At 48.6% G+C, this 13,429-nt stretch carries 14 protein-coding genes; 7 read left to right on the top strand and 7 right to left on the bottom strand.

The annotated features are described in order from the left end of the window. Window positions 1-22: 22 nt before the first annotated feature. From DEV76_RS03755 to DEV76_RS03730, 6 genes are all read right to left on the bottom strand, one after another. Window positions 23-358, bottom strand: a complete 336-nt coding sequence (locus tag DEV76_RS03755) for a hypothetical protein (protein ID WP_109695205.1) — start codon at window positions 356-358, stop codon at window positions 23-25. Next, window positions 358-1,296, bottom strand: coding sequence for a DUF6263 family protein (locus tag DEV76_RS03750; RefSeq protein WP_109695203.1), 939 nt, complete (start codon window positions 1,294-1,296; stop codon window positions 358-360). Before DEV76_RS03750 ends, DEV76_RS03755 begins: the two co-directional genes overlap by 1 nt. A 15-nt stretch (window positions 1,297-1,311) precedes the next feature. Next, window positions 1,312-2,085 (bottom strand): TIGR02757 family protein, encoded by a 774-nt coding sequence (locus DEV76_RS03745; protein ID WP_109695201.1) that lies wholly within the window; start codon window positions 2,083-2,085, stop codon window positions 1,312-1,314. 99 nt (window positions 2,086-2,184) lie between these two features. Then, complete coding sequence (locus DEV76_RS03740) at window positions 2,185-3,324, bottom strand: cystathionine gamma-synthase (protein WP_109695199.1); 1,140 nt, start codon at window positions 3,322-3,324, stop codon at window positions 2,185-2,187. 394 nt (window positions 3,325-3,718) lie between these two features. Continuing rightward, window positions 3,719-4,336: a DUF2911 domain-containing protein gene (locus tag DEV76_RS03735; RefSeq protein ID WP_109695197.1), complete on the bottom strand. Its 618-nt coding sequence runs from the start codon at window positions 4,334-4,336 to the stop codon at window positions 3,719-3,721. A 55-nt stretch (window positions 4,337-4,391) separates the two neighbouring features. Continuing rightward, window positions 4,392-4,982 (bottom strand): acyl carrier protein phosphodiesterase, encoded by a 591-nt coding sequence (locus DEV76_RS03730; RefSeq protein ID WP_109695195.1) that lies wholly within the window; start codon window positions 4,980-4,982, stop codon window positions 4,392-4,394. 410 nt (window positions 4,983-5,392) lie between these two features. Between DEV76_RS03730 and DEV76_RS03725 the strand changes: the two genes are divergently transcribed. The 6 genes from DEV76_RS03725 (at window position 5,393) to DEV76_RS25840 (ending at window position 9,698) form a co-directional block, all read left to right on the top strand. Then, window positions 5,393-5,839 (top strand): PepSY-like domain-containing protein, encoded by a 447-nt coding sequence (locus DEV76_RS03725; RefSeq protein ID WP_109695193.1) that lies wholly within the window; start codon window positions 5,393-5,395, stop codon window positions 5,837-5,839. Between the two features lie 120 nt (window positions 5,840-5,959). Next, on the top strand, window positions 5,960-6,934 hold the full coding sequence (locus DEV76_RS03720; protein ID WP_109695191.1) for a deoxyhypusine synthase family protein: 975 nt from the start codon (window positions 5,960-5,962) through the stop codon (window positions 6,932-6,934). Between the two features lie 288 nt (window positions 6,935-7,222). Continuing rightward, window positions 7,223-7,831 (top strand): TetR/AcrR family transcriptional regulator, encoded by a 609-nt coding sequence (locus tag DEV76_RS03715; RefSeq protein WP_109695189.1) that lies wholly within the window; start codon window positions 7,223-7,225, stop codon window positions 7,829-7,831. A gap of 116 nt (window positions 7,832-7,947) precedes the next feature. Then, complete coding sequence (locus tag DEV76_RS03710; RefSeq protein ID WP_109695187.1) at window positions 7,948-8,562, top strand: outer membrane beta-barrel protein; 615 nt, start codon at window positions 7,948-7,950, stop codon at window positions 8,560-8,562. Window positions 8,563-8,691: 129 nt separating this feature from the next. Continuing rightward, window positions 8,692-8,874 (top strand): quinol oxidase subunit 4, encoded by a 183-nt coding sequence (locus tag DEV76_RS03705; protein WP_109695185.1) that lies wholly within the window; start codon window positions 8,692-8,694, stop codon window positions 8,872-8,874. A gap of 365 nt (window positions 8,875-9,239) precedes the next feature. After that, complete coding sequence (locus DEV76_RS25840) at window positions 9,240-9,698, top strand: hypothetical protein (RefSeq protein WP_157962700.1); 459 nt, start codon at window positions 9,240-9,242, stop codon at window positions 9,696-9,698. Between the two features lie 80 nt (window positions 9,699-9,778). Here the strand turns inward: DEV76_RS25840 and rho are convergent, their stop codons facing one another. Beyond that, window positions 9,779-11,485: a transcription termination factor Rho gene (rho, locus tag DEV76_RS03700; protein ID WP_109695398.1), complete on the bottom strand. Its 1,707-nt coding sequence runs from the start codon at window positions 11,483-11,485 to the stop codon at window positions 9,779-9,781. A 364-nt stretch (window positions 11,486-11,849) separates the two neighbouring features. Between rho and asnS the strand changes: the two genes are divergently transcribed. Beyond that, window positions 11,850-13,286 carry an asparagine--tRNA ligase gene (gene asnS / locus DEV76_RS03695; protein ID WP_109695184.1) on the top strand — a complete coding sequence of 479 codons (1,437 nt, stop codon included), beginning with the start codon at window positions 11,850-11,852 and terminating at the stop codon, window positions 13,284-13,286. Window positions 13,287-13,429 lie beyond the last annotated feature (143 nt).

Raw genomic sequence — 13,429 nt, 5'->3', positions numbered from 1 at the left:
CGGCTTCTTTTTATATTAGTTTTTACCATTTTTCCGCATCACTGGCGAGGGAGTCAGGCGACTGGCGGTACTTTTCCCGGGAGATGATTTTCTCTGTTTGCCGTTCTATGATCAGCCTGGCAACAGACCGGTAAACATCCGGATAACTTTCGCTGGCGAGTATGGTTTTAACCTTATTCTCCGGTACATCTACCTGGTAAAGGAGCAATACAAACTGCTGGAAGTTGCTCTCTACAAGTGCTTCGAGCGCAGCAGCAAGCGTATTCTCGAGATCTTCCATGGTGAAGGCGGAGGGCAGGTTAATACCAGCATTTTCCACCAGCCAGGTTCCGGCTTCTTCCAGGTGTCGCTGTTCCATTATTTGATCTGCTTGATCTTATAGGAGGCGTTAGTAACGATTTTTACCGGCACTTTCAGATCCTTTTTAAGCTGCTTCTTACGGTTGGCCAGATAAACATATTCTCCCTTCATTTCTGTGTTCTGCACGGCAATGCTGGGGAAACCGCTTTCGCGGTTGATGAGATAGTTGGTGGTAAGCGTACCGTCAATAGAAGCAGTTGCCTGAATACCTTCTTCTATGGTAAAGGTTTCCACCTTATCGGTTTTGATATTACCGGTGGTATTGATCTTGGCGGTCTGGCCATCCCAGTGCTGGAGGTTCCAGTAGAGATCTATGCGGCCTTTAAGCCCTCCGCGGAGCGGAACGCTTTCTTCCCACTGTGTGCCGTTTTTAATGCCATGTACGGGGTAGATGACCAGCAGCTGCTCCAGCCACCCGCGGAATGCATCGGTACCAAACTGGTCTTTCAGGAGCTTCTTATAAGCATCGCGCTCATCAGTTTTCAGTTTGGCGAATGCTTCCGAAGCCTTGTCTAACAATGCATCGAGGCCATCCACTTTTACGATGGAACCATTCCCCTGTATTTCTACCGTGAAGGATTGGTTGAGCATCAGTTTAAGCGCACCCTGCAGCGGCTCGTCCGGATGGTCTGTTTTGGCATCTACGTAAATATTCTGGTTCTTGGCGTTGAAGTTAAACTTGATGTCGGTATAGGCCCATGCCAGGGTATACTTGCCGGGATTGGCATCGGTTACCTTAACAGACATTTTATTATTGTAATCGCGGGTGGTGCGCTGGATTACTTCGCTTACCGTAATGTAGGTTTCACTGCGGCTTTCCTGGCTCAGCGAAAATTCACTCCCTGTTTTCAGTTTGTAATTCAGCTCCACATAGTCCTGCGCGGAGAGGGATAAGGCGAGGCAGCACAGCGCTACCAGTCCGGTGAGTTTCTTCATTATCACTTACTTTGATCAAACGTATTTTTCAATGACCCCCAGCCCGAACAATGCGAAATCGTATTTCACAGGGTCTGCGGGATCCATCAGTCGCAGCTGGCTGGTAAGCTCGAGAGCCGTTTTCCAGTTGGCATCAGCACTCTGAATGAGGCCGAGCCTGGCAGCTACGCGGCTGACATGGATATCCACCGGGCAAACGAGCTGCGTGGGCGAAATATGCTTCCACAGTCCAAAATCCACGCCATTTTTATCCTGGCGCACCATCCACCGCAGGTACATGTTGAGCCTTTTGCAGGCGCTGTTACGCGCTGGGGTGGAGATATGTTTGCGCGTCCTGTCCGGATGCTCCATGGCAAAAAATATCTGGTGGAAGCCGGTAAGGGCGTTTTCCACCGAGGTGTCTTCCGGCTGAAGGTGCCCGCTGAAGGCAAATTCAAGGGAAGTAACGTTGGTATAATAATGCTGGAGGAACTCCACGAAATAGAGGAGGTCCAGCCCGTTAAACGTGCGGTGCCTGAAATTCATGAGCTTCATCCGGTCGCGCGGGTCATGATTCAGGATATAATCATAGGGGGCATTATCAAAAAGCTCCATCAGTTCGGAACACTTGTTGATAATGGTAGTGCGGTTACCCCAGGCGAGGATGGCCGCAAACAATCCCGAAATCTCAATATCCTGCAGTTTCGAATACCGGTGTGGGATACTCACCGGATCGCCCGCTATGAAGGCAGGCTGGTCGTAATGATCCGCTTTGGCGTCTAAAAATTCTTTCAGTTGCTGGAACTTCATGGTCGTAGTATATGGAAAAAATGCCCCCAACCATTTGCAGGACCGGGAGGCATGTAGGTGTAATGTGCTAAAAGTAAGCAGATTGACCCAACAATCCTATCAGCTTAAGGCTTTTTTAAGGTCTTCGATCAGATCAGACACATCTTCAATGCCTACGCTCAGCCTGATCAGGGAATCTGTCAGGCCATTTTTCAGCCTTTCTTCCCGTGGAATGGAAGCATGCGTCATGGATGCCGGATGGCCTATCAGGCTTTCCACACCACCCAGAGACTCGGCCAGGGAAAAGAGATGCGTGCCGCTGAGTACTTTCAGGGCGGCATCCATACTATCATCTTTCAGGGTAAAAGAAATCATGCCGCCGAAGCCGCGCATCTGCTTTTTGGCGATATCGTGGTTAGGATGGTCTTCGAAGCCGCACCAGTACACTTTCCCTACTTTAGGATGCTCCCGGAGGTAGCGGGCTACGGCCTCACCGTTCTCGCAATGGCGCTGCATGCGTACATGTAGGGTTTTAATACCACGGAGTACCAGGAAGCAATCCTGCGGGCCCGGTACGGCACCACAACTGTTCTGAATAAAGGCCAGTTGCTGGGCAAGGGCGTCGTCTTTTACGATCACGGCACCATGTACCACATCACTATGCCCGCCAAGGTATTTTGTGGCAGAATGTACCACTATATCAGCTCCGAGATCAAGCGGGTTCTGGAGATAAGGGGAAGCAAAGGTATTATCGACCGCCAGCAGGATGCCTTTTCCTTTGGCTATGGCAGCGCAGGCGGCAATATCGATGATATTGAGCATGGGGTTGGTAGGCGTCTCTATCCAGATGAGCTTTGTAGCCGGGGTGAGGTGCTGGTTGAGCTGGGCCGCATCCTGGAGGTCTGCAAACTGGAATTTGATACCGTATTTGGCAAAAACTTTTGTGAAAATCCGGAAGGTTCCGCCATATAAGTCGCTGGAAGCCACTACTTCATCACCAGGAGAGAGCAGTTTCATGATCGCATCGGTGGCAGCGAGGCCGCTTCCGAAGCAAATGCCATGCTTCCCGTTTTCTATGGCTGCCAGGGCATTCTGGAGGGCGTGGCGGGTAGGGTTCTGTGTCCGGGCGTATTCGTAGCCCTTATGGTCGCCCGGAGCGGCCTGAACATAGGTAGATGTCTGGAAAATCGGCGTCATAATGGCGCCGGTAGAGGGGTCTGGCTCAACGCCGGCATGGATCAGCTTAGTACCTAACTTCATGGTTTGCTAGATTTTATGGGAAAGCCAAAGGTAACGATTTTACGCGCCCGGAATCCGTTGCCGCAATATAACCTCACATGACACGTATGTGCTATGCCGTATGCGCTGAAACCGTTTCGCAGTGGGCATTTGGTGGTTTCAGGGTTCTTTATCGGCATTACGCCCGCCCTTTTCCATCGCTTACGAGAAAAATAACAGCTTTCACCAGAATGCGCTCAGATGTATGGAGATTTCCGATAATTTTAACTCAGGTTTTTCATAGGATATGGTTAAAATTTTCTGAAGGCGGTATTCTTACCGCTTTTTTCTTTAGACCCAATCTCAGATTGCAGAAATAAAAAAAGGGCAGCGAAATCTCGCTGCCCTTTTTGCATATCGTTCATTCCCACCGGGGTTATTTCTTCTTCGGTTTAGTATTGGAAGCGGTAATGGCTTTTGAATCCGACCAGCGGATGGGGAGCGTTACCTGCGTTTTATCCCAGCCCATCAGCAGGTTGGCGCCGTAAGGGGCCTTTTCAAACACGAGGCTGAAAGCTTCTATCTCCTCCGGAGAAGCGGTCACCGGAACATCCACACGGGCTACATCAAGCTGAGGCTCATATTTATAGGCTCCCCAGATGTCGGTCTGCTTATTAAGAATAACCGTCCACTTGGTTTCACTGGGGATGGCATACAGGGTATAACGGCCTTTAGGGATGGTTTTGCCGCCGATGGTCACCGGGCGGTAGAACTCCAGCTCGGTGGCTTCGTTAGCCCCGAGGCGCCATACTTTGCCGTATTCCACGAGGTTCCCGAAGATGGGGCGTCCTTTTTTCTGCGGACGGCTGAAGATGGCCCTGGCCACCAGAGCGCCGGGCTCACCTTTTACCTTACAAACGTAAGGGTACATTACGGGGTAATATGCCATATCCATAGGACTGGGGTCCACCGGAGGCATTTTCTTTTCCTGGGCGGTTGCCAGGCTGCACACAGCCAATCCTGCTATGACGAAGAGCGTTTTGAGCGTATTCATATGCGTTGAATAATAGATTAGAAATTGGCCCCAAACCTACGTGTTTTTCAGGGAATCAGGAAAGCTCGATTGTCAGAGATTTCATAAAGTTTTCGGCATCAGGGATGAAGGTATTGTAACAATCGCGTAGTTCTTCGTAATGATCACTTAGTACGGCATAAGGCACGGCAGCAGGTTGATTGAAGTACCTGGCCCGGCGTATAATGCCCCCGAAGCTGCGGAGGATGCTGTCGCGCTCATGATAGTGATACAGCCAGTTATGGGTACGCATGAAGGCGAACATCTGGCGGAAAGCCGGCGGTAATATGGGAAGGCGCTCTTCCACAGCCTGGTACGTTGCTTCAGAGAACCGTGCCAGCTCCGGCAGGGTAAACCTTTCCGCGTCGTTGGCCAGAAAGTGATCATATACAATATCCAGGAAAACCCCGCCGTAAAGGCCCGTAGCAGGCCTGAAGATATCGCGGGCAGTGCGGGATGCGGGATGACTGTCTGTATACTCATCCAGCGCACGGTGTAAAATGATGCCTTTACGGATAGGAGCCGGATATGCTTCGGACTGCTTACCTTTTACAAAATCCCCGATCAGCTGTCCGGCCGTAACATCCGGATCATGGAAAGATAAATATGCGTGCGCGAGATAATTCATAGTCAGACGAGCGGCTCTTCCGGCAGATGAGTGGCAAAACCACGACAACCGGGCGTTTCCGCTACTTCGAAGATAGGTATTATTCCCCGGTCCGTCCGTTTCCGGAAGCCATTGTCCGTTTTCGGAAATGCTTTTCCAGCTCCTACCACACGTCACCGCCCGATCACTTTAACAAAGTCTTAACCCGGCCGCGTGCAACATTTGTTCGTTCCGCTCAACTCCGCTGCAGGCAAAGGTTTGCAACTACGGGGATACGACATTTTACGTATACGTTATAACATGCATAACATTGGCCTCATACAACCATGCCAATCATACTTATTCCCTTGACGACGGCTGCTTCCCGTACTAATTTTACATCATCAAATCACCGCATTCTAAAACAAACACCCTGATTAAATTTTTCCGCCATGAAAAAGATTATCGCCATTCTAACCTTAGTAACCGTGTTCGTCACAGGCGCTTTTGCCGCTGATGGTGTCACAATTGACAACAAGAAAGTACTCGAAGCCTTTAAAAGGGAATTCGCCACCGCAGAAGATGTGGCCTGGTACACTACGCCCGACAAATTCGTGGCCAAGTTCACCATGCATGCCCGTAAAGTGACAGCGCATTACAACAAAGAAGGGGAACTGCTCGCTACCAGCCGTTACATCACCGATTCAGACCTCCCGCTGAACGTGATCACCCGGCTCATGAAAAAGTACCCCGACCAGAAAATTAACAACATCGTGGAATATGAAGCCGATGGCTCCACCACGTATGTAATTACTCTCGAGAGCGAAACGCATTGGACCGTGCTGAGAGCCGAATCTAACGGCAACATCTCCCGGTTAAAGAAATTGCAGAAAGCATAACCGAAGTTTTAGTTTTAGTTTCAGTCAGTATGCCGTCCCGTGTTAAAGCGGGACGGTTTTTTTGTGCCCTATTAAATTGTACCTTTGCGGCTTGTATACACAAGTAAAACACGTACTGTAATGACAAAAGGACCTGTTTCACAATTTATCCAGCATCATTACCGCCACTTCAACGCGGCGGCGCTGGTAGATGCAGCCAAAGGATATGAGACGCATTTGCTGGAAGGCGGCAAAATGATGGTGACCCTTGCAGGGGCTATGAGCACTGCTGAGCTGGGTATTTCGTTTGCAGAAATGATCCGTGCCGGTAAGGTGGATATCATTTCCTGTACAGGCGCCAACCTCGAGGAAGATATCATGAACCTCGTAGCCCATACGCACTATAAGCGTGTACCCAACTACCGTGACCTCAGCCCGCAGGAAGAGTGGGATCTGCTCGAGCAGGGCTTTAACCGGGTTACTGACACCTGTATCCCTGAAGAAGAAGCTTTCCGCCGCATTCAGCAGCACATCCATAAAATCTGGAAAGATGCAGAGGCAGCCGGTGAGCGCTACTTCCCCCACGAATACATGTATAAACTGCTCCTTAGCGGTGTAATGAAGGAACATTATGAGATCGACCCTAAGAACAGCTGGATGCTGGCAGCGGCCGAGAAGAATATTCCTATCATCGTACCAGGCTGGGAAGACAGCACCATGGGTAACATCTTCGCTTCCTACGTAATCAAGGGTGAGCTGCAGGCTTCTACCATGAAGAGCGGTATCGAGTACATGGTATGGCTCAGCGAATGGTACCGTAACAACTCCGCCGGTAAAGGTGTAGGCTTCTTCCAGATCGGAGGCGGTATTGCAGGTGATTTCCCCATTTGCGTGGTGCCTATGATGTACCAGGATCTTGAGTGGACCGACGTGCCTTTCTGGAGCTATTTCTGCCAGATTTCTGACTCCACCACTTCCTACGGTTCCTATTCCGGTGCTGTGCCCAATGAGAAGATCACCTGGGGCAAGCTGGATATCAATACACCGAAATTCATCGTTGAGTCGGATGCTACGATTGTGGCTCCCCTCATTTTCGCTTACCTGCTCGGCTGGTAATCGAAGTACATTATACCGGAGGCCGCAGCTAATGCGGCCTCTTTTTTTACCTTAAAACCCCGCCCCAAGTGCTTATAACCCCATACTGCCGCAGATTTAACAAATTCTTTCACGATACATATGCGAAATATTAAATATTTCTTTATGTTTGCGGTACAAATGCATTACATATTGCGTTTTTTGTAGTTCTTAAAAATCAGGCATAATATTTTTTTGCAGATTCCAAATTAATCCTACATTTGACCCGCAAAGTCAAAAAGTCAAACGCGGTTTTGCACCAACAGTAAAATGGCCGAGCAGGATCAGAAAAGGGAAGTGATACTGGAGGCTGCGCTGAAGCGGTTCAAACGCTTTGGCCTGGCCAAGACGACCATGGACGAAATCGCGAGAGATTTGGAGATCAGCAAAGGATCTTTGTACTATTATTTTTCCGATAAGGATCGCATTTATGTGGCGGTGGTGGAGCGGATCGTTAACGACTGCTTTACGGACATCAGCACATTCCTGCAAACAGCCGGGTCTGTCCAGGAAGTGATGGACCGCTACTTATCGGTAAAAGAAAGGATTTTACTGGATTATCATTTCCTGTTTGGCATCAACTTGTGGGTGAGCGACAAACCGAGTAGCCTGATGCGGCAGATTGGAGAAATGGTACATCAGTCCGAAATCCGCTTCATTTCCAGCTGGCTTAAGAAGGGTATTGAGCTGGGAGAAGTAGCGGAAGTACATGATCCTTCACATACAGCCGATTTGCTTGTACAGGTGTTGTTCGGATTCTGGATTAACTGGTGCAAGTGGCAGGCTGGCGATTTTGACCTTCAGGATGCTAATAATATAAAGGAGTTTATGAGTCGGGAGAGAAAAGTGCTCACAATATTCTTCAACGGCTTAAGATAACACCCCCGAGAAAAACCGTTTTACAACCGAAAACCTATTCCCTGCTGATCGCATGTATGTAGAACATGAGTAAGCGATTCAATCATTGACATATTAAAATCAAAATTGTACGACAGATGAAAAAGATGATCGTTATGGCCGCGCTGGCCCTGTTCGGAACCCAATTCGCCAAAGCACAGGTGCAGAAAGGTAACTTCCTCGTAGGTGGTTCCGTTGGTATCAACAGCAAAACTGAGAAAGTAGACGGCTCTGACAACAAAGAAACTGCTACTAAATTCACCATCAGCCCTAAAGTTGGTTACGCTCTGAGCGACAAATGGATGGTTGGTGTATTCGTTGATGGTACTTTCAATTCCACTAAAGACAAAGTTGGTGAGGTAACCTCCAAAACCAAAGGTAACATGATCGCTCCTGGTATCTTCGTTCGCAACTACTGCCAGATCGCTGATTCCAAAGTATTCTTCACCAGCGAAGCAAACGTAGCTTATGGATTCGGTAGCAAAAAAGTTGGCGATACTAAGGTTAGCAAAACCACAGGTATTAACGCTAACCTCATGCCCGGTATCTCTTACCTGGTAGGCAAACGCCTGATGCTGGACGGTCAGTTCGGTGGCCTGAGCTACCTCAATACCACTGAGAAAATGGAGGCAACTGGTGCTAAAAACAAAACTAGCACTATCGACTTCAACTTTATCAAATCTTTCTCAGTTGGAGCTTCTTTCCTGTTCTAATTGCTAAGATATTAGCGTTTTTTATAAAGGCGTTGTCCCTGAGGGACAACGCCTTTTTTCTTTTGTTATGGTTCATGCATACTTTGGCTTGTATCTTGTAATATTAATACCAAACAGAATACACCTTTTATGAAATTTAATCGAGTACACCTGCTTTTGACCCTTGCCGGTACATTGATGTTCGGCAGTTGTGTGGTAGAAAGGCATCACCATCCACATAATAAGCCGATGCCGCCAGGTCAGGCAAAAAAGAAGTATGGCACTAAATCAGCCAAACCTTTTGCGCCGGGTCAGCAGAAAAAGCATCATTAATGACTTTTTAAAATACAGGCATATGAAAAGGAATTGGAGAGTATCCGGAATGATAGCAATAGCAGCAGTTATGCTCACTGCATCTTGTGCATTGCCAAGGCCTCAAAGGCCTCCAACGCCACTGCATCCACCAGGCTCTGGTCAGCGGCCACCTACTCCGCCCACACCACCAAGGCCGCCTAATGGCCCAAATGCGGAAACACCTCATACCACCCTGATCATAGCATACCCACAGCGATAAACGGAAATCACTTTAAAAAGAGAAAAGAGATTGCATTTTGCAGTCTCTTTTTTTATTTTGAATAACTATATATAACGACTATACGGAAATCCTTAGTTTTTTAACCCGATAATATAAAACACCTATGATCAAAAAGCTAATGCTTTTATTGTTGCCCGTCTTTACATTGATAACATCTTTTACCGCCGCACCCATAAAATTACCTGCCCGGTGTGGAAGCTATTTTACTATTGAAACCGGATTGGGAACTCCGAAAATCGAAATGCTCACGTTTTGGGATTTGAATTATGGAACATTGCACCCGCACTATGTGCCTTTTCAATTTGACCCTTATCTGATACCCGCGACTTTCCTTCCAGGTCATTATTATCAACTAATCTTTTCTATAAGTTCACTATCAAGTATTGATAATACTACGTATGAAGTACGAATTAAGAACCAAAGTGGAATTATTATTGAAAGGTTAGAATTTTCCAGAAGCTCACATGGTGCTTATCCAGATGTAACTATCAATAACTTTACGGTAGCTTGTGAGACTTATCATGCATATGTTCGCAAGAAATCCGATCCTGATTCCTGGTAACCAGAAAATCAATGACATACAAAGAAAAGGGCCTATACCAGCAGGTATAGGCCCTTTTCTTTTATACATTAATTCCTGTATTATCTGTTCATAGTAACCAGGAATTCTTCGTTGTTGCGGGTGCCGCGCATGTGCTGGAGCATGAAGTTCATGGATTCTTCCGTGTTCATATCTGCCAGGTGATTGCGCAGGATGTATACTTTCTGCAGTACGTCTTTTTCCAGCAGCAGATCGTCGCGGCGGGTAGAAGATGCGGTAACGTCGATGGCAGGGAAGATGCGGCGGTTGGCCAGGCGGCGGTCCAGCGCAAGCTCCATGTTACCGGTACCTTTGAATTCTTCGAAGATAACTTCATCCATTTTGGAACCGGTGTCGATCAGAGCGGTAGCGAGGATGGTGAGAGAACCGCCGTTTTCGATTTTACGGGCGGCACCGAAGAACTGTTTGGGTTTCTGCATGGCGTTAGCTTCCACACCACCGGAGAGTACCTTACCGGATGCAGGAGCCACAGTATTGTGGGCGCGGGCAAGGCGGGTGAGGGAATCGAGCAGGATCACCACATCGTGTCCGCATTCTACCAGTCGCTTAGCTTTCTGCAGTGCGATGGCGGATACTTTCACGTGTTTTTCTGCAGGCTCGTCGAAGGTGGAAGCGATAACTTCTGCTTTAACGGAGCGTTCCATATCGGTCACCTCTTCAGGGCGCTCATCGATGAGTACAACCATGAGATAGATCTCGGGGTGGTTGGTGGCGATGGCGTTTGCCACTTCTTTCAGCAGCATGGTTTTACCTACTTTAGGCTGTGCCACGATGAGGCCGCGCTGGCCTTTACCGATGGGCGTAAAGAGGTCAATGATGCGGGTGGAGTAGTTATTGGAAGTGGTGGTGAGGTGCAGTTTCTCGAAGGGGAACAGCGGTGTCAGGTAATCGAAGGGAACGCGGTCGCGTACTTCTTCGGGTGTTTTACCATTGATGGTTTCTACTTTCAGCAGTGCGAAATACTTCTCACCTTCTTTCGGAGGGCGAACGGAACCGCGTACGGTATCGCCGGTTTTAAGACCGAAAAGTTTTATCTGGCTGGGAGAAACGTAAATATCATCGGGTGAGCTGAGATAGTTGTAATCGGAAGAGCGGAGGAAACCGTAGCCGTCGGGCATCATTTCCAATACGCCTTCGCTGAGGATTACACCATCGAACTCAATATTGAAAGCGGGTTCCTTCTTCGGGTATTTGTGTTGCTGAATGGCAGCAGGCTGTTGCTTGATAGGTGCCACTGGATCCTGAACGGTCACGAAATCATCTTCTGCTTCTTCTTCAGGAATCACGGTAGTTTCTTCTTCTTCCTCTTCGGTAAGTGCGGGAAGTACAATGTCGTCATCGTCATCAAACGTCAGGGACGGGATGTCAAGGTCGAGATCGATCTTGCGCTTTGCCGGAGGAGCTTTAACTGCTTCTTCTTCGTCTTCGGATTTGGAAACTTTAGTGGTGGCGGCTTTTCGTGATTTCTTTGCGGAAGGCTTATCGTCGGAGGAGGGAGTGGGTGGGTTCTGTGGGGTGGGGTCCGGAGTGGGTTCGTCTTTCTTGTTACTCACCGGTTTCCGTTTCCTCACTTTCTTGTCATCTCCGTTTCCTTGCTTATCTTCTGATGCTATCACAGCTTGTTTATCGAGGATTTTATAGATGATTGTTTGCTTGTCCAGTTTTTTTGCGTTGGGAATTTCCAGCTTCTCGGCAATGTCAAGTAGTTCAGGAACGAGCATGTCGTTCAGTTGTAAGATGTCGTACATCATCTGTTTTTGTCAAATTTTAGAAGTGTCGTAAGGCGGGTACCATCGCATACCAACATACACCAATTAACAAATAATTGTTTTGAGTCAATGTAAAGTCTTGATCATTAAATTGATAGGGATCACCTGCGTAAAGGACTGCTGATGAAGATGGCAAAAAAGGAATCTAATCAGACAGATTGAGGACACAAGATTATGACTATTTTCGCGATTCTCCAAAAAAATATTGAACATGGACGCCTAACGCATAACGTTTTATGCTCATGCACTTTCCGCCCTGTAAACCCCGCCCCTTGCCAAAAAGCGGATTTTCGTCATCCGATTTTATCTATTTTTGCAACTCAATTCAAAACACACAATTGATATGAGCCAAAGAGTAAAAATCAGGCAGGTCCTGCAAGATGACAGAACCAACTATGAAGTTACGGTGAAAGGATGGGTGCGCACCTTCCGGAATAACCAGTTTATAGCGCTGAACGATGGCTCAACCAATAATAATCTCCAGATCGTTGTAAACGAGGCGGAGATGGACCCTGCCACCTTCAAACGCATCACCCGCGGCGCTGCTATCTCCGTAACCGGCGAGATCATTCCCTCCCTGGGCAAAGGCCAACGCGTAGAGCTTAAAACCGCTCAGCTGGAGATCCTGGGCGACTGCGATGCGGAAGCCTATCCCATCCAGCCACAGAAGCAAAGCCTGGAGTTTATGCGTGAGATCGCGCACCTGCGCTTCCGTACCAACACTTTCGGTGCTGTGTTCCGGATCCGCCATTCCCTGGCATTCGCCGTTCACCAGTTCTTCCACCAGAAAGGTTTCGTGTACCTCCATACGCCTATCGTTACTGCTTCCGACGCAGAAGGCGCCGGCGAAATGTTCCGCGTTACCACGCTCGACATGAAGAACCCGCCCCGCACCGAGTCAGGAGAGATCGATTATAAAGAAGACTTCTTCGGCCGCGCCACCAACCTCACCGTTTCGGGCCAGCTCGAAGGCGAACTCGGCGCCATGGCTTTTGGTGACATTTACACCTTCGGCCCCACCTTCCGTGCCGAAAACTCCAATACCGCCCGCCACCTCGCGGAGTTCTGGATGATTGAACCGGAAATGGCGTTCTATGAACTGAAAGACAATATGGACCTCGCCGAAGAGTTCATCAAATACGTGATCCGCTTTGCACTGGAGCATAACCGCGAAGATCTCGAGTTCCTCGCACAACGTCTCGCGGAAGAAGAAAAGCAGAAACCGCAGGCAGAGCGCAGTGAACTGGGCCTCATCGAGAAACTGGAGTTCGTGCTCAACAACGAATTCGAGCGCATCTCCTACACCGAAGCCATTGAAATCCTCCGCAACAGCAAGCCTAACAAGAATAAGAAGTTTACCTACCCGGTAGATGCATGGGGTACGGATCTCCAGTCGGAACACGAACGCTACCTTGTAGAGAAACACTTCAGGAAACCTGTGATTCTGACAGATTACCCTGCCGCTATCAAATCGTTCTACATGAAACAGAACGATGACGGGAAAACCGTTCGTGCCATGGACATCCTGTTCCCCGGCATCGGTGAAATAGTAGGCGGCTCACAAAGGGAAGAAAGCTACGACAAGCTGGTTGCCCGTATGAATGAGCTGGGCATCCCTGTGGAAGAACTGTACTGGTACCTGGATACACGCCGCTTTGGAACCGCTCCCCACAGTGGTTTCGGCCTCGGTTTCGAACGCCTTGTGCTGTTCGTAACGGGTATGACCAACATCCGCGACGTGATCCCCTTCCCCCGCACTCCCAAGAGCGCAGAGTTCTAGACATTTTAACTACGTACATACGAAAGCAGGCGCACCGCGCCTGCTTTTTTTTATGCCTGTAACTTATGGAAACACCTGCCTGCTGCATCATACAGGCAATTGAGCAAAACAATACAGTGTGTGTAATCACGGTGGCGGGTATC

The organism is Chitinophaga deserti, assembly GCF_003149455.1.
Classification (GTDB): domain Bacteria; phylum Bacteroidota; class Bacteroidia; order Chitinophagales; family Chitinophagaceae; genus Chitinophaga; species Chitinophaga deserti.
The sequence above is the reverse complement of the archived record's forward strand: the minus strand, read 5'-3'. Positions and strand labels throughout refer to the sequence as shown.

What these genes read in the sequence shown, in the direction of transcription:
- DEV76_RS03755 (WP_109695205.1), bottom strand. Translation starts at nt 358, where the DNA reads ATGGAACAGCGACACCTGGAAGAAGCCGGAACCTGGCTGGTGGAAAAT.
- DEV76_RS03740 (WP_109695199.1), bottom strand. Translation starts at nt 3,324, where the DNA reads ATGAAGTTAGGTACTAAGCTGATCCATGCCGGCGTTGAGCCAGACCCC.
- DEV76_RS03725 (WP_109695193.1), top strand. Translation starts at nt 5,393, where the DNA reads ATGAAAAAGATTATCGCCATTCTAACCTTAGTAACCGTGTTCGTCACA.
- DEV76_RS03730 (WP_109695195.1), bottom strand. Translation starts at nt 4,982, where the DNA reads ATGAATTATCTCGCGCACGCATATTTATCTTTCCATGATCCGGATGTT.
- asnS (WP_109695184.1), top strand. Translation starts at nt 11,850, where the DNA reads ATGAGCCAAAGAGTAAAAATCAGGCAGGTCCTGCAAGATGACAGAACC.
- DEV76_RS03750 (WP_109695203.1), bottom strand. Translation starts at nt 1,296, where the DNA reads ATGAAGAAACTCACCGGACTGGTAGCGCTGTGCTGCCTCGCCTTATCC.
- DEV76_RS03720 (WP_109695191.1), top strand. Translation starts at nt 5,960, where the DNA reads ATGACAAAAGGACCTGTTTCACAATTTATCCAGCATCATTACCGCCAC.
- DEV76_RS03705 (WP_109695185.1), top strand. Translation starts at nt 8,692, where the DNA reads ATGAAATTTAATCGAGTACACCTGCTTTTGACCCTTGCCGGTACATTG.
- DEV76_RS03745 (WP_109695201.1), bottom strand. Translation starts at nt 2,085, where the DNA reads ATGAAGTTCCAGCAACTGAAAGAATTTTTAGACGCCAAAGCGGATCAT.
- DEV76_RS25840 (WP_157962700.1), top strand. Translation starts at nt 9,240, where the DNA reads ATGATCAAAAAGCTAATGCTTTTATTGTTGCCCGTCTTTACATTGATA.
- DEV76_RS03735 (WP_109695197.1), bottom strand. Translation starts at nt 4,336, where the DNA reads ATGAATACGCTCAAAACGCTCTTCGTCATAGCAGGATTGGCTGTGTGC.
- DEV76_RS03710 (WP_109695187.1), top strand. Translation starts at nt 7,948, where the DNA reads ATGAAAAAGATGATCGTTATGGCCGCGCTGGCCCTGTTCGGAACCCAA.
- DEV76_RS03715 (WP_109695189.1), top strand. Translation starts at nt 7,223, where the DNA reads ATGGCCGAGCAGGATCAGAAAAGGGAAGTGATACTGGAGGCTGCGCTG.
- rho (WP_109695398.1), bottom strand. Translation starts at nt 11,485, where the DNA reads ATGTACGACATCTTACAACTGAACGACATGCTCGTTCCTGAACTACTT.